Source organism: Cryobacterium sp. Sr8 (assembly GCF_004403225.1).
Classification (GTDB): Bacteria; Actinomycetota; Actinomycetes; order Actinomycetales; family Microbacteriaceae; genus Cryobacterium; species Cryobacterium psychrotolerans.
On record NZ_SOHO01000022.1, the window covers coordinates 16,757 to 30,609 of the forward strand.

At 69.1% G+C, this 13,853-nt stretch carries 14 protein-coding genes; 5 read left to right on the forward strand and 9 right to left on the reverse strand.

Translation table 11 applies throughout. The features are described 5' to 3' along the window. Positions 1-35: 35 nt before the first annotated feature. Entirely contained in the window at positions 36-1,184 is a 1,149-nt protein-coding gene (locus E3T54_RS02495) for an aminotransferase class V-fold PLP-dependent enzyme (protein ID WP_241977020.1), read from the forward strand. Positions 1,185-1,334: 150 nt separating this feature from the next. On the opposite strand, the gene E3T54_RS02500 is transcribed toward E3T54_RS02495, so the two are convergent. Beyond that, entirely contained in the window at positions 1,335-2,348 is a 1,014-nt protein-coding gene (locus tag E3T54_RS02500) for an NADP-dependent oxidoreductase (protein ID WP_134474425.1), read from the reverse strand. A 210-nt stretch (positions 2,349-2,558) separates the two neighbouring features. On the opposite strand from E3T54_RS02500, the gene E3T54_RS02505 reads away from it, so the two are divergent. Further along, positions 2,559-3,809, forward strand: a complete 1,251-nt coding sequence (locus tag E3T54_RS02505) for an HNH endonuclease signature motif containing protein (RefSeq protein ID WP_134474426.1) — start codon at positions 2,559-2,561, stop codon at positions 3,807-3,809. A 113-nt stretch (positions 3,810-3,922) separates the two neighbouring features. On the opposite strand, the gene E3T54_RS02510 is transcribed toward E3T54_RS02505, so the two are convergent. The 3 genes from E3T54_RS02510 to E3T54_RS02520 are packed head-to-tail and all read right to left on the reverse strand — an operon-like array spanning position 3,923 to position 6,932. Beyond that, positions 3,923-4,690: a fumarylacetoacetate hydrolase family protein gene (locus tag E3T54_RS02510; protein WP_134474427.1), complete on the reverse strand. Its 768-nt coding sequence runs from the start codon at positions 4,688-4,690 to the stop codon at positions 3,923-3,925. After that, positions 4,687-5,829 carry a branched-chain amino acid aminotransferase gene (locus E3T54_RS02515; RefSeq protein ID WP_198414425.1) on the reverse strand — a complete coding sequence of 381 codons (1,143 nt, stop codon included), beginning with the start codon at positions 5,827-5,829 and terminating at the stop codon, positions 4,687-4,689. The genes E3T54_RS02510 and E3T54_RS02515 overlap by 4 nt, the downstream gene beginning before the upstream one ends. Beyond that, positions 5,826-6,932, reverse strand: coding sequence for a 3-isopropylmalate dehydrogenase (locus E3T54_RS02520; RefSeq protein WP_134474428.1), 1,107 nt, complete (start codon positions 6,930-6,932; stop codon positions 5,826-5,828). The genes E3T54_RS02515 and E3T54_RS02520 overlap by 4 nt, the downstream gene beginning before the upstream one ends. A gap of 102 nt (positions 6,933-7,034) precedes the next feature. Between E3T54_RS02520 and E3T54_RS02525 the strand changes: the two genes are divergently transcribed. Continuing rightward, complete coding sequence (locus E3T54_RS02525; protein WP_092324220.1) at positions 7,035-7,286, forward strand: DUF6458 family protein; 252 nt, start codon at positions 7,035-7,037, stop codon at positions 7,284-7,286. Between the two features lie 108 nt (positions 7,287-7,394). Here the strand turns inward: E3T54_RS02525 and E3T54_RS02530 are convergent, their stop codons facing one another. Further along, complete coding sequence (locus E3T54_RS02530; protein WP_134474429.1) at positions 7,395-8,924, reverse strand: MFS transporter; 1,530 nt, start codon at positions 8,922-8,924, stop codon at positions 7,395-7,397. A 133-nt stretch (positions 8,925-9,057) separates the two neighbouring features. Here E3T54_RS02530 and E3T54_RS17525 point away from each other — a divergent pair, with 133 nt between their 5' ends. Next, the gene (locus E3T54_RS17525; RefSeq protein ID WP_092324223.1) at positions 9,058-9,651 is read left to right on the forward strand and encodes a TetR/AcrR family transcriptional regulator; all 594 of its coding nucleotides are present in this window, start codon (positions 9,058-9,060) and stop codon (positions 9,649-9,651) included. Between the two features lie 32 nt (positions 9,652-9,683). Here E3T54_RS17525 and serA read toward each other — a convergent pair whose 3' ends face one another. Beyond that, positions 9,684-11,276 (reverse strand): phosphoglycerate dehydrogenase, encoded by a 1,593-nt coding sequence (serA, locus tag E3T54_RS02540; protein ID WP_134474430.1) that lies wholly within the window; start codon positions 11,274-11,276, stop codon positions 9,684-9,686. Positions 11,277-11,371: 95 nt separating this feature from the next. On the opposite strand from serA, the gene E3T54_RS02545 reads away from it, so the two are divergent. Continuing rightward, positions 11,372-11,767: a DoxX family protein gene (locus E3T54_RS02545; RefSeq protein WP_134474431.1), complete on the forward strand. Its 396-nt coding sequence runs from the start codon at positions 11,372-11,374 to the stop codon at positions 11,765-11,767. Between the two features lie 81 nt (positions 11,768-11,848). On the opposite strand, the gene E3T54_RS02550 is transcribed toward E3T54_RS02545, so the two are convergent. The 3 genes from E3T54_RS02550 to E3T54_RS02560 are packed head-to-tail and all read right to left on the reverse strand — an operon-like array spanning position 11,849 to position 13,846. Next, entirely contained in the window at positions 11,849-12,214 is a 366-nt protein-coding gene (locus tag E3T54_RS02550; RefSeq protein WP_134474432.1) for a hypothetical protein, read from the reverse strand. Then, on the reverse strand, positions 12,211-12,762 hold the full coding sequence (locus E3T54_RS02555) for a hypothetical protein (RefSeq protein ID WP_134474433.1): 552 nt from the start codon (positions 12,760-12,762) through the stop codon (positions 12,211-12,213). The genes E3T54_RS02550 and E3T54_RS02555 overlap by 4 nt, the downstream gene beginning before the upstream one ends. A 28-nt stretch (positions 12,763-12,790) precedes the next feature. Then, complete coding sequence (locus E3T54_RS02560) at positions 12,791-13,846, reverse strand: zinc-dependent alcohol dehydrogenase family protein (RefSeq protein WP_134474434.1); 1,056 nt, start codon at positions 13,844-13,846, stop codon at positions 12,791-12,793. Positions 13,847-13,853 lie beyond the last annotated feature (7 nt).

Consider the following 13,853-nt stretch of genomic DNA (forward strand, 5'->3'; position numbering starts at 1 on the left):
TTGTTGAATGGATGCCGCCGGCACAGGATGGACGCATGAGCCGCGCACCATGCCCCACCGTCCCGCCCTCCGGCACCGCCATGCCCTCCGCCACCATCCCGCCCTCCGCGGGCATCGCAGCGTCCGGCCCGCGTGCCCGGCGCGGTGTCCGCGAGGCGCGCGGCCGGTTCAGCGGCGGGCGCGGCTACCTCGCCGCGTGCACGCTGGGCCTGCCGACCCGGGAGACCCTCGCTGCCATGCGGGCCGACGCCGAGGAGTGGGCGCTCGGCCGGGCCGACGCCGCGAGGTACGGCGCGGTGGTCGAGCGGGTTCGGTCGGGGTATGCGGGCTTGGTGAGCGTGCCCGTCGGCGCCGTCGCGATCGGCTCGCAGGCATCCGTCATGGCCGGACTTGTCGCGGCGAGCGTGCCGGACGGCGCCGAGGTGCTGTGCGTCGACGGCGACTTCAGCTCGATGGTGTTCCCGTTCCTCAGCCAGCGGCACCGCGGGGTGACCGTGCGCCATGTGCCCCTCGGCGAGCTGGCCGGGAGCATCACTGCGAACACGTGGCTCGTCGCCTGGTCGCTCGTGCAGTCGGCCACAGGAGCGATCGCCGACACGGAGGCCATCGTGGCGGCCGCGCACCGGTCAGGCACGTTCACCCTGTGCGATACGACGCAGGCGGCCGGCTGGATGCCCGTCGACGCGTCGCGGTTCGACGCGACGATCTGCCACAGCTATAAGTGGCTGTGCGCTCCGCGCGGGGCGGCCTTCCTCACCGTGAGCGCGCGGCTGGCCGAAGAGCTCAACCCCGCGCAGGCCGGCTGGTACGCCGGCGAGTCGCCCTGGGCATCCTGTTACGGCCCGGAGATGAACCTCGCGACCGACGCCCGCCGCTTCGACGTCTCCCCGGCGTGGCCGGCCTGGGTGGGCGCCGAACCCGCGATCGAGCTGTTCCGGAGCCTCGACCTGGCCGAGGTCCGCGCCCACGCCGTGGGGCTCGGCGACGCGCTCTGCGACGGCCTGGGGATCGACCGGCTCGGCCAGGCCATCGTGAGCTGGCCGGATGCCGACGGCCAGGGCCTCGGGCGCCTCACCGCCGCGGGGCTGGTCGCGTCCGGTCGCGCCGGCCGTGCCCGCGTGGCGTTTCACCTCTGGAACGACGAGGACGACGTCGCTGACGCGCTCGCAGCTCTCGGCCGCTGACCCGACCCCTGCCCACCTCGCCGAACTGTGAGTTTGGCACCTTCGCGGGCCCAACGAAGGTGCCAAACTCACGGTTCGGCGATGGGTGCTCCGGGTGATCGGGCCGGTCGCGTCGGTCGAGGTCCCGGTTTCGACAAGCTCGCCAACCGACTACGCCGTGCGGACGACCATCTTGCCGGTGTTCTCGCCGCGCATGAGGCCGAGGAACGCCTCGACCGTGTTCTCGATCCCGTCGACGACGGTCTCGTCGAAGACGACATCGCCGGTCGCGAGCCAGCCGGCCATGTCGGCGGAGAAGGCCGGGAAGTGCTGCACGTAGTTGCCGACAGTGAACCCCGTGAGGCTCAGCCCGCGGGTGATGATGTTCGCCATGTTGCGCGGCCCGGCGGGGGCATCCGTGCTGTTGTACAGGGAGATGGCGCCGCAGAGAGCGGCGCGGCCGCCGTCGTTGAACGCGCCGAGCGCGGCTTCGAGGTGGTCGCCGCCGACGTTGTCGAAGTAGACGTCGATGCCCTCGGGTGCCGCGGCGGCGAGCTGGTCGGCGAGTGAGCCGTCCTTGTAGTTGAAGGCGGCGTCGAATCCGTATTTGTCGGTCAGCAGCGCGATCTTCTCCACCGAGCCGGCGGAGCCGATCACGCGCCCGGCGCCCTTGAGCCTCGCGATCTGCCCGACCATGGTGCCGACGGCCCCGGCCGCACCGGACACGAACACCGTGTCGCCTTCCCTGAGGCCGGCGATCTCGAGCAGGCCGACGTACGCGGTGAGGGCGGTCATGCCGAGCACGCCGAGATAGGCGGAGAGTGGGACGCCTGGGATTTCGGGGACAACGCGGAACCCGGCGGCATCCTCCTGCACCAGGTCGCGCCAGCCGTGCTGGTGCACGACCACGTCGCCGACGGCGACGGCGTCAGAGGCGGATGCGATCACCCGGCCGACGGCCCCGCCGCTCATCGTCTCACCGAGCGCGTAGGGCGCCGCGTACGATTTTGCGTCGTTCATCCGTCCGCGCATGTACGGGTCGACCGAGACGAACTCGTTGGCCACGCGCACCTGGCCGGGAGCGAGGTCGGGCAGGTGCACCCGGGCGGTGCGGAAGTCGGCGGCGGTGGGCCAGCCGACCGGGCGGGCGACGAGCTGGGTCTGCGTGCTGACGGATGAGGCCATGGATGACTCCTTGGTGCTTTGTCGTGCTGTGAACGGTTTCGGAACGAACGGTCCACCCTATGCCCGCAACATCCTTTTCAGGTGCGTGCCGACCCCTCCTCCACAGGGGCCAGCCACTTTCGGTTCTTCACCTGATTTGAGCCGAAATTGTGGGGGTGATCGGCTCTTCCAGCCCGCAGGAATGTCGGTGGGCGCCCGGAGAATAGCTGCATGGACCCCCGCGACGCACTCAGCGCAGCAACCATCGACGACCTCGTCGATGCGGTTGTCGCGGCTGATCGGCAGCTCGCATCCGTGAGCGCACACCGCGCGGTACTCATCGACGAAGCCCGTCGGCGCAGCGAGGCACGTCGCTCAGACGCCCCGCGGGCTCCGGGCGCACGCTGGGACGCCGGCACCGTGGCGCGACGGGAGCTCGTGTCCGAGCTGGCCTGCGCACTCCGACTTCCCCAGCGCAGCATGGAGACTCTGCTCGCGGAGAGCGAAGTCCTCGTGCACGAGTTGCCGGCCACCATGTCGGCGCTTCGCGCGGGCGAGATCAGCTACCGGCACGCAAAGGCCATGATCGATCACGCGGGGTCGCTCCCGGCCGAATCACGGAAGGAGTTCGAGGAGGCCCTGCTGCCGCAGGCCAGGAGGCTCACCGTCGCCAAGTTCGACGGCACGGCGCGAAAGGCCAGGGAGCGCACTCATCCCGAGACGATCAGGACGAGGCACGAGAAATGCGCCGGCGACAGGGCTGTGCAGCTCGTGCCCGCCCGCGACGGAATGGCCTGGTTGAACGCATACCTGCCCACCGCCACCGCGCACTCCATCTACAACCGGATCAGCGATCTCGCGATCAGTCTCCAACGGCCCGACGAGACGCGCACCCTCACCCAGCTCAGGGCCGACGTGCTGTCAGAGCTGTTGATCGACGGTGTCGGTGCGCCCGGCACTCCGTCCGCCGGCCTCGGCCAGGGCGTCCGCGCTACGGTGCTGATCACCGTTCCGGTCATGACCCTCCTCGGCCACAGCGAGGAACCCGGCCACCTCGAAGGCTACGGACCGATCGATCCGGAAACCGCGAGGCGCCTGGCCGCGAAGGCGCCCAGCTTCATACGCATCCTCACCCACCCCGAGACCGGATGTGTGCTGTCGGTCGGCCGATCCCGCTACAAGGTGCCCAAAGACCTCCGCCGCTGGCTCAGGGTGCGCGACGAAACCTGCCGGTTCCCCGGCTGCAACCGCAGTGCCTCCCGCTGCGACATCGACCATGGCCTCGACTGGCAGTTCGGCGGGCGCACCGACTCCGACAACCTGCCCAATCTCTGCCCACCCGATCACGATCTGAAAAGCGAGACCGGCTGGAGCGTCAAACACGCCAGGGACGGCACCCTGAACTGGACCTCCCCCGGCGGCCGAACGTACAGCACCGACCCCGCGACCCCGATGGGGCCCGCCCCGCCCCCGCCGTTCTAGGCCTCGCCGGCTCCTGCACTCCCTCGCCGAACCGTGAGTTTGGCACCTTCCCGAGCACAACGAAGGTGCCAAACTCACGGTTCGGCGAGAGGAGGATGAGGGAGCGGGAGGGGCTACCGCGCGCGGCGCACCGGGTTCGACAGCGTGCCGATGCCGGGAATCTCCACCAGCACGGTGTCGCCGTCGGCGATCGCACGGGCCCGGCCGGACGCACCGGTCAGGATGACGTCGCCGGGCAGCATGGTGAAGACGCCCGAAACGAAGGAGACGAGTTCCGCGATCGAGTGGCGCATCAGTGCGATGTCGTCGCTCTGCACGTCCACGCCGTTGACCTGGCCACGGATGACCGCCGCCGCGGCGTCGAACTCGGTGTCAATGATCGGCCCGAGGGGGCAGAACGAGTCGAAGCCCTTCGCCCTGGCCGGCTGCCCGTCGCGCTCCTGCAACTCGTGCGCGGTGACGTCGATCCCCACCGTGTAGCCGAGGATCACGTCTGCGGCCTGCTCGACCGGCACATTCTTCGCGATCTTGCCGATGACGATCCCGAGCACGCCTTCGGCCCGCACGTCGTTCACTCCGGCCGGGAGCACGATCGGGTCGCCGGGTCCGACGACGGCGGTGTTCGGCTTGAGGAACAGCACCGGTTCGCCCGGCTCCCCGTCCGCCTTCTCGTGCGCAGTGAGGAACGCGGCATTGGCCACCCCGACGATCTTCGACCGCGGGATCACGGGAACGAGCAGGCGCACGTCGTGCAGCGCCACCCGCTCGCCCGTCGGGTCGTAGCCGGCGAACATCGGATCGCCCTTGAGCACGACGAGTTCGTCCTCATCGACGATGCCGAACGCGATGATCTCCCCGCGGCTGAACCGCGCGATCTTCATGCCCGGGATTCCGGGGCGTCGAGCCGGGTGAGCCAGCCGTGGCGGTCGGGACGACGGCCGTACTGGATGTCGGTGAGCTCCTGGCGGATCGCCATGGTGATCTCCCCGGCGGGCGCGTCGGCGTCGCCGATCTCCAGGTCCTTGCCCTTGAGCTGGGCGATCGGGGTCACGACGGCGGCGGTGCCGCAGGCGAAGACCTCGGCGATGGCGCCGGATGCCACGCCGTCGCGCCACTCGTCGAGGGTCACCTCGCGCTCTTCCACGGTCATCCCGCGGTCACGGGCGAGCTGCATGATGCTGTCGCGGGTGACGCCCTCGAGGATCGACCCGGTCAGTCGCGGCGTGACGAGCGTGTCGGTGCCGTGCACGAAGAACACGTTCATGCCGCCGAGTTCGTCGATGCGGGTGCCCGTCTCGCCGTCGAGGAAGAGCACCTGCGCGCATCCGTTCTCGTTCGCCTCCATCTGCGGAAGCAGCGACGCGGCGTAGTTGCCGCCGCACTTGGCGGCTCCGGTGCCGCCGCGCCCGGCGCGGGAGTAGTCGGCCGCCAGCCAGATCTTCACGGGGGCCACGCCGCCGTGGAAGTAGGCACCGGCCGGGCTGGCGATCACGTAGTAGCCCACCTTGTGCGCGGCGCGCACTCCGAGGAAGGTCTCGTTGGCGATCATGAACGGGCGCAGGTACAGGCTCGTCTCGGGAGCGGATGGCACCCAGTCGCCGTCGACGGCAACAATCTGCTTGATCGATTCGATGAAGTCGCGGGCGGGCAGCCCGGGCAGGGCGAGACGGCGTGCGGAGCGCTGCATCCGCTCGGCGTTCTTCTCCGGGCGGAAGGTCCAGATCGAGCCGTCGGCGTGCCGGTAGGCCTTGAGTCCCTCGAAGATCTCCTGCGCGTAGTGCAGCACGGATGACGCCGGGTCGAGCATCAGCGGGCCGTACGCGGTGACGCGGGCGTCGTGCCAGCCCTCGTCGAGGGTCCAGTCGATCGTCACCATGTGATCGGTGAAGTTCTTGCCGAAGCCGGGGTCGGCGAGGATGGCCTCGCGCTCGGCGGCCGAACGCGCGTGGGTCGACGGAGTGACGGTGAAGGTCAGCGGCGCTCGTTCGGTGGCAGCGGTCGCGGCAATTGTCTGGCTCACTGGAGTCCCTTTTCTGTCGGACGGGTCACGATGGTCTCGGTCAGGCGGGTCACGATCGCATCGCCCACATCGGCGGTGCTGCGGGGGGCCGAGTCAACGCCCCGGTCGGCGCGGTCGGCGATATCGGCGGTGACCGCCGCCTTCACCCGGGCGCCGGCCTCGGTCAGGCCGAGGTGGTCGAGCAGGAGCGCGACCGAGAGGATGGCTGCGGTGGGGTCGGCGAGTTGCTTGCCGGCGATGTCCGGAGCGGAACCGTGCACCGGCTCGAACATGCTGGGGAAGCGGCCGTCGGGGTTGATGTTCCCGGAGGCGGCAAGCCCGATGCCGCCGCTGATCGCCGCTGCCAGGTCGGTGAGGATGTCGCCGAACAGGTTGTCGGTGACGATCACGTCGAACCGGCTGGGCTGGGTGACCATGAAAATGGTCGCGGCGTCGACGTGCAGGTAGTCGACCGTGACATCCGGGTACTCGGTGGCCACGGCCAGCACGATCCGCTGCCACAGGCTCCCGGCGAAGACGAGCACGTTGGTCTTGTGCACGAGCGTCAGCCTGCGGGCGGGCCGCTCCTGCGCCACGGCGAACGCGTGGCGCACGACCCTTTCGACGCCGAAGGCCGTGTTGACCGACACCTCATTGGCCACCTCGTGCGAGGTGCCCTGGCGGATGGACCCGCCGTTGCCGACATACGGGCCCTCCGTTCCCTCGCGCACGACGACGAAGTCGACGGCACCGGGTGCCGCGAGCGGGCCGGGCACGCCGGGGAAGATCACGCTGGGGCGCAGGTTCACATAGTGGTCGAGCGAGAAGCGCAGCCCCAGCAGCAGACCACGCTCGATGTTCGCGTCGGCGAGCCGCGGATCGCCCGGAACCCCGCCCACTGCGCCAAGAAGAATCGCGTCGTGCGAAGCGATTGCTGCCAGGTCCGCGTCGGTCAGCACGTCGCCGGTTTCGAGGAACCTGGCCGCCCCGAGCGAGAACTCGGTCTTCTCGAAGGTGACCTCCTCGCGGGCCGTCACGGCATCCAGAACCTTGACTGCTTCGGCGATGACCTCGGGGCCAATCCCGTCTCCGGGAATGACAGCAAGCTTGATTTGACGTGACATTCGGCTCCGTATGTCTGAAAGTAACCAGTAGATAAACCCTACTGCCGCGAATCGTGTGTCTAAGCTGGACCAACCCTGACAACCGAAAGAAAGCAGAACACCATGAGTATCGGACTGGGAATTTTCCTTTTCGTCGTTGGCGCCATCCTTGTCTTCGCCCTCAACGTCAGCGTTGATGTCATCAACCTCGACCTCGTCGGCTACATCCTGATGGGTGCCGGAGCGGTCATCACGATCCTGGGTCTCGTCCTGATGACCCGCAAGCGCAGCAGCGTCGTCACCACGCGCAGCGCCGTTGACCCCGCCAGCGGCGAGCAGGTCACCCGCCACGAGAACAAGGCCAACGACATCTAAGTCAACGACATGCACGTGCGCGGCATCTAACCGTTCGACCAACGGTTCACGCACGAGGGAGGCCCCGGGGATTGCTCCCCGGGGCCTCTTTCCTGTCACGGACACCGCTCACCGGGCGTTGCGCAGCGTCAACCGGGCCACGACGGCCGCCACCAGCACGAGAGCGACCCCGATCCAGGCGCTGGGCCCGATTCCGCTGCCGAAGGCCGCCCGCGCCGACTCCAGGAGCGCCGCCGCGGCATCCGGAGGAAGCCCGGCGGCCACCGACACCGCGCCGCCGAGCGTCTCCCCTGCCGCAGCCTGCTCGGGGCCGGTCAGCCCATCGGGAAGCACAACGGCGTTGCGGTAGGAAGCGGTGAGGATCGAGCCGAGGACTGCCGTGCCGAGCACCGCGCCCAGCTCGTACGCGGTCTCCCCGACGGCCGCGGCCGCGCCCATCTTCTCGGCCGGGGCGTTCGTCACGATGAGTTCGTTGGAGACCGTCTCCGCGGCTCCGATCCCGATGCCGAGGGCCACGAAGACCAGGGCCATGCCGACCGCATCGAGCGAGTCTCCGACCAGGGCGACGGCCGCGTAACCGCCGGCCGACACCAGCAGCGCGAGCGGGACAAGCACCGAGGGTCGCACCCGCCGGGCGATCGGCACGACGAGCAGGCCGGCGATCATCATGGTGACCAGGCCCGGCACGAGTACCACGCCCGCGTTCAGCGGCGACAGGCCCAGCACGAGCTGCAGGTACTGCGAGACGAAGAACAGCCCGCCGACGAGCGCGACAACGCTGAGCAGGTTGACGCCCACCGCCCCGCTGAACGCACCGCGGCGAAACAGCCGCAGGTCGAGCATGGGCTGGACGAGCCTGCGCTGCCGGCGCACGAAGAGGATGCCGAAACCGACTCCAAGCAGGATCGGCGCAAGCGTGGCGGCGCCCGGTCCGTGCTCCGCGACCACCTTGATGCCGAAGACGATGGGCAGCATCGTCACGAGCGAGAACAGGATGCTCGGCACATCGATTCGTCCGGGATTCGGATCCCGGGACTCGGGGACGAGGAACGGCGCGAGCGCGAGCAGCGGCAGGAGCAGTGGAACGGCCAGGAGGAAAACCGAGCCCCAGGCGAAGTGCTGCAACAGCACCCCGCCCACGACGGGGCCGAGGGCGCTTCCGGCGGCGAAACCACTCGCCCAGACCGCGATGGCCAGTCGCCGCTGGTCGCGGTCGACGAAGACGGAGCGCAGCAGCGACAGGGTCGGCGGCATGAGCATGGCGCCGAAGATTCCGAGCACGGCCCGCGCCACGATGAGCCACTCGATGGTCGGTGCCGCCGCCGCAACCACGGAGACCGCGCCGAAGCCGGCCGAGCCGATCAGCAGCAGCCGGCGCCGCCCGATCCGGTCACCGAGGCTGCCCATCGCGACGAGCAGCCCGGCCAGCATGAGCGGGTAGACGTCGATCATCCAGAGCAGTTGCGCGCCGGTGGGGCCGAGGTCCTCCGAGATCGCGGGCAGGGCGAGGTTGAGCACGGTGTTGTCGATCGACACCAGGAGCACCGGCAGCATGAGCACGGCCAGCGCCCACCACTGCCGGCGTCGGCGTGCGGCGACGTGCAGGGGCGAAGATGCGGTAATCGTAGGGCGTGACATGAACGGGCGGCTTTCTGGACTCGTGTTGCCTTTACTATACCGTCCAGACGGTATAGTCATCCAGTCGGCAGGCTTGGCGCTCGCCTGAGCGGCGTGCGATCCGGCGAGGCAGGCGCCTCGGTACGATGGCCGCATGGCCTTGTCCTCCCCCGCACCGTCCACCCCCGCCTCCTCCCTCGCCGCGGTCCCCACCCGGGACCGGATCCTGGACGCCTTGGTGGCCGTGCTGATCGACCAGGGTGAGCGCGCCGCGACGCTGGATGCCGTCGCCGCCGCCGCCGGGGTGTCCAAGGGCGGCCTGCTCTATCACTTCGCCTCGAAGGATGCCCTCGTGGACGGCTTGATCGCGCGCCTCCGCGCGCTCGTCGGGGTCGACATCGACAACATCCGCTCGGCCCCGGCCGGCGTGGTCGACTATCTCATTCGCACCTCGGTCAGCGAGGGCACGCCCCTGGACCGGGCGATCGTCGCGGTCGCCCGGCTGGCGCAGGGGTCACATCCGAGCGCGAACCAGGCGCTCGCGGACATCCGTCGCCAGTGGCTCGCCGTCGTCGAGGAAGCCGTGGGCGACCCCGGCACGGCGGAGGCGATCATGCTGATCAGCGACGGTCTGTACTACGAGTCGACGCTGGCACACCCGGGCGCGCCGGCGACATCCGGTCAGGACGCCGCCGCGCTCGACCGGCTTCTCGGAGTGATCGAACGGCTGACCGCCACTGGGACCTGACGGCAGCGCTCGTAGGGCGAGCGCCCGTCGCGCTAGTCGGTGAGGTCGATCTCCACCAGGATGTCGGCCTCAATCGCGTCGCGCACGCTGGCCAGGAGACTGGCCGGAACCGGTGAGTCCACGGTCAGGATACTGAGCGCCTTGCCTCCGGCAACGTGGCGGGCGATCTGCATGCCGGCGATGTTGATCTGGGCATCGCCGAACTCGCGGCCGTAGACGGCCACGATGCCCGGGCGGTCCGTGTAGAGCATGACGATGAGGTTCTTCGCGAACGGGACCTCGACCTCGTAGCCGTTGACCTCGACGATCTTCTCCGCCTGCTTGGTGCCGGTCAGCGTGCCGGAGACGGAGACCTGCGAGCCGTCGGCGAGGGCGCCGCGCAGCGTGATCACGTTGCGGTATTCGGGCGACTCGGCCTCGGTGATCAGGCGCACGCTGACGCCGCGCTGCTCGGCGAGGAGCGGCGCGTTCACGTAGGACACGGTCTCGCTCACGACATTGGTGAAGATGCCCTTGAGCGCGGCCAGGCGGAGCACACTGACGTCGTAGTCGACAAGCTCGCCGCGCACCTCGACGTCGACACTCGTGAGCGGGCTGTGCTGCGCGAGCCCGGAGAACACCTGGCCGAGCTTCTCCACCAGCGGGATGCCGGGGCGAACATACGGGTCGATGACGCCGCCGGCGACGTTGACCGCGTCGGGCACGAGCTCGCCGGACAACGCCAGGCGCACCGACCTCGCGACGGAGACCCCGGCCTTCTCCTGGGCCTCGTCGGTCGACGCGCCGAGGTGGGGCGTGGTGATGATGTTGTCCAGGCCGAGCAGCGGAGATCCGGTCGGCGGCTCGCTGACGAACACGTCGAGGCCCGCGCCGGCGATCGTGCCGGTGGTCAGCGCCGTGAACAGGTCGTCCTCGTCGATCAGCCCGCCGCGGGCGACGTTGACGACGAACGCGGTCGGCTTCATCAGCTTGAACTGCGCCTCGCCGATCATGCCGGTGGTCTCCGGCGTCTTCGGCATGTGGATCGTGATGAAGTCGGACTGCGCGAGCAGTTCGTCCAGGCTGACCGGCACGACCCCGAGCTGCTGCGCCCGGGCCGACGTGATGTAGGGGTCATAGGCGATGACGTTGGTGCCGAACGCCTGCATACGGGCCGCGATGAGCGCGCCGATGCGGCCCAGCCCGATGATGCCGATGGTCTTTTCATACAGCTCGACACCGGTGTACTTGGAACGCTTCCACTGCCCCTCGGCCAGGGCGCCGTGCGCGGCCGGGATGTGGCGGGCCAGGCTGATGATGTGGCCGACGGTGAGTTCGGCGGCCGAGATGATGTTCGAGGTGGGCGCGTTGACGACCATGACGCCGGCGGTGGTGGCCGCCTTGATGTCGACGTTGTCGAGGCCGACGCCGGCGCGGGCGATGACCTTCAGCAGCGGCGCGGCCGCAATCGCCTCGGCATCCACCTTCGTCGCCGACCGCACGAGGATGGCGTGCGCCGTCGCAAGCTCGGCGATCAGCGCGACACGGTCCGTGCCGTCGACCTGGCGCACGTCGAAATCGGGGCCGAGGGCGTCGACGGTAGCGGGCGAGAGTTCTTCGGCGATCAGGACGACAGGCTTCGACACGAAAAGGGATCCTTCGTTTGCGACAGGCAAGGGATGTGCGCCGCGACCGTGGGGCGCCAGATACCAAATCAGCCTACTGGCTGCACAATGGACCGATGAGCAGCGTTACGTTTCCCGGCATCCAGTTGGCCCTCCGCCTGGTGCTGGCCCTCCTCTTCGTGGTGGCGGGAACCGCGCATTTTTTGCCCGGCGTGCAGCGCACAATGGCGGCGATGGTGCCGCCTCGCCTGCGCTGGAGCGGATTCGCCAACCCGCGCAACCTCGTCATCTTCACCGGGCTCTGCGAACTGGCCGGAGGAATCGGACTGCTCTACCCGCCGACGATTGTGACGTCCGGCGTCTGCCTGGTGGTGTTCCTCGCCCTCGTCTTCCCGGCGAACGCGTATGCCGCCCGGCACCCGGAGCGTTTCGGGCGGGTCGCCATCCCCCTCGTGCCGCGCCTCATCGGCCAGCTCGCCCTGATGGCCCTCATCGCTCTCGCGATCGCCTAAAACCCCCGCGAAACCGCAGTTGTGCGCGCTAAAACGCCCGAATAACGCGCACAACTGCGGTTTCGCGGGGAGAGGACGGGGTTAGAGGAGGAGGGCGCCGAGGCCGAAGGTGAAGATGTCGAGGGTGAGCGCGGCGACCAGGCAGAGCCCGACGAGGAAGAGCACGGCCCGGGCCACGGCCGTGCGGCCTCGGCCGAGCCGGAATGCCAGCGCATAGACGACCACGGGCAGCAGAACACCGCCGATGAGCACGGCCCACGCGCCGCCGTTCAGTTGCGTGTCGAGGCCCTGCGCGGCGAGGTTGAGGCCGACCAGATTGGTGACGGCCTCCCAGACGTCCCAGGCGAAGAAGAGCCCGAAGAAGATGGCGATGGTGAGGGTCACCCACTGCGGTGTGGGTCGCCCGGTGCGGGCGGCCTCGACCTTCGCCTCGGATGCGTCGCTCATGAGATACCTCCGGTGCCGAGAATGAATGGGAGCGGCGCGAGCAGCACCGCGCCGGCGAGGAGCCAGCTGATGCGCGCGTTGCCGTGCCCGGAGGTGAGCCAGTAGGTCGCACCGAACCAGGCGGCGGGCGCCGCCACGGCGAGCCCAAGCCCCAGCGAAAACATGAACCTGGCCACCGGCTCGATCAGCGAGTTCTCGATCCGGCCGACGCCGAGGAACCAGCCGATCGTGTACAGCAGGTAGATCCCGGCGAAAACGCCCAGGGCGATAAGCGCGGCCGAACTCGCCGGGGCCGCTGCCTCGCGTGCCGCCTGCGCCTCCAACGCGGTCGTCGGCCCGGCGACGGACCACCCGTCCTGGATGTCGGCCGGCGGCTCGGCCTCGGGCGCCGGCTCGGCTACCGGCGCGGTTTCGGGCTCGGCCTTTGCCCCCGTCCCGGCATCCGGCCCGGCCTCGGGCGCGTGTTGCCCCCGGGCCGGTCCGGACGCGAGGGTCGGATCGTCGTCGCCGGCCCAGCCGAGGGCATCGTCATCCCGATGAGAAGTCATATCCCTAGGTTAGCGAGCGCGCGGGAGATTACCGGCTGATCACGACCTTGAGCGCCTTCGTTTCCGCCGCGCGGGAGAACGTGTCGTAGGCCTCGAGGAACTGGTCGAAGCTGAAATGGTGCGTCGCGAGCTTCTCGGCCGGGATCTTCTTCTGCGCCACCAGCTTCAGCAGCATGGGCGTCGTGTTGGCGTTGACCAGGCCCATGCTGATGTTGATGTTCTGGATCCACAGGTTCTCGAGGTGCAGCTCGACCGACTTGCCGTGCACGCCGACGTTGGCCACGTTTCCGCCAGGGCGCACGATGTCGGTGGCCATGGTGAAGGTCTGCGGGATGCCGACGGCCTCGATGGCGACATCGACCCCGGCACCGTCGGTCAGGGCGAAGACCTGTTCCTTCCAGTCGGCCGCATTGGAGAGCACCGTGTCCGTCGCCCCGAACCCCTTCGCCTGCTCGAGGCGGTTCGGATCCAGGTCGAGCGCGATGATGGTCGCGGCGCCGTAGAGTCCGGCCGTGGCGATCGCGGCCAGGCCGACCGGACCGGCCCCGATCACGGCCACCACATCGCCGGGCTTGACCCGGCCGTACTGCACGCCGATCTCGAACCCGGTCGGCAGGATGTCCGAGAGCATGACCGCCTGGTCGTCGCTGACACCCGCCGGCATCTTGTGCAGGGAGTTCTCCGCATACGGCACACGCACGAATTCGGCCTGGGTGCCGTCGATCAGGTGCCCGAAGACCCAGCCGATGCCCGACTGGCCTTCGTCGCCGAGGCAGTGCGAATACAGCTCCGACTTGCAGTTGACACAGTGCCCGCAGGACTTGATGCAGGAAATAATGACTCGGTCGCCCACCGCGAGGCTGCTCACCGATGAGCCCACGGCCGTGATCGTTCCGACGCCTTCATGGCCGAGGATCCGGCCGACCTGCACTGCCGGCACATCGCCCTTGAGGATGTGCAGGTCCGTGCCGCAGATCGTGGTCGTATCGACCCGCACGATGGCGTCGGTGGCGTGCACGATCTCCGGGTCCGGAACGTCCTGCCAGGTCTTCTTGCCCGGACCGCCATAAACCAGTGCCTTCACAGTGACT

Excerpts from the sequence above, each read along its gene's own strand:
- E3T54_RS02500 (WP_134474425.1), bottom strand. The coding sequence starts at position 2,348 with ATGGCCTCATCCGTCAGCACGCAGACCCAGCTCGTCGCCCGCCCGGTC.
- E3T54_RS02525 (WP_092324220.1), top strand. The coding sequence starts at position 7,035 with ATGAGTATCGGACTGGGAATTTTCCTTTTCGTCGTTGGCGCCATCCTT.
- E3T54_RS02555 (WP_134474433.1), bottom strand. The coding sequence starts at position 12,762 with ATGACTTCTCATCGGGATGACGATGCCCTCGGCTGGGCCGGCGACGAC.
- E3T54_RS02495 (WP_241977020.1), top strand. The coding sequence starts at position 36 with ATGAGCCGCGCACCATGCCCCACCGTCCCGCCCTCCGGCACCGCCATG.
- E3T54_RS02530 (WP_134474429.1), bottom strand. The coding sequence starts at position 8,924 with ATGTCACGCCCTACGATTACCGCATCTTCGCCCCTGCACGTCGCCGCA.
- E3T54_RS02550 (WP_134474432.1), bottom strand. The coding sequence starts at position 12,214 with ATGAGCGACGCATCCGAGGCGAAGGTCGAGGCCGCCCGCACCGGGCGA.
- E3T54_RS02505 (WP_134474426.1), top strand. The coding sequence starts at position 2,559 with ATGGACCCCCGCGACGCACTCAGCGCAGCAACCATCGACGACCTCGTC.
- E3T54_RS17525 (WP_092324223.1), top strand. The coding sequence starts at position 9,058 with ATGGCCTTGTCCTCCCCCGCACCGTCCACCCCCGCCTCCTCCCTCGCC.
- E3T54_RS02520 (WP_134474428.1), bottom strand. The coding sequence starts at position 6,932 with ATGTCACGTCAAATCAAGCTTGCTGTCATTCCCGGAGACGGGATTGGC.
- E3T54_RS02510 (WP_134474427.1), bottom strand. The coding sequence starts at position 4,690 with ATGAAGATCGCGCGGTTCAGCCGCGGGGAGATCATCGCGTTCGGCATC.
- E3T54_RS02545 (WP_134474431.1), top strand. The coding sequence starts at position 11,372 with ATGAGCAGCGTTACGTTTCCCGGCATCCAGTTGGCCCTCCGCCTGGTG.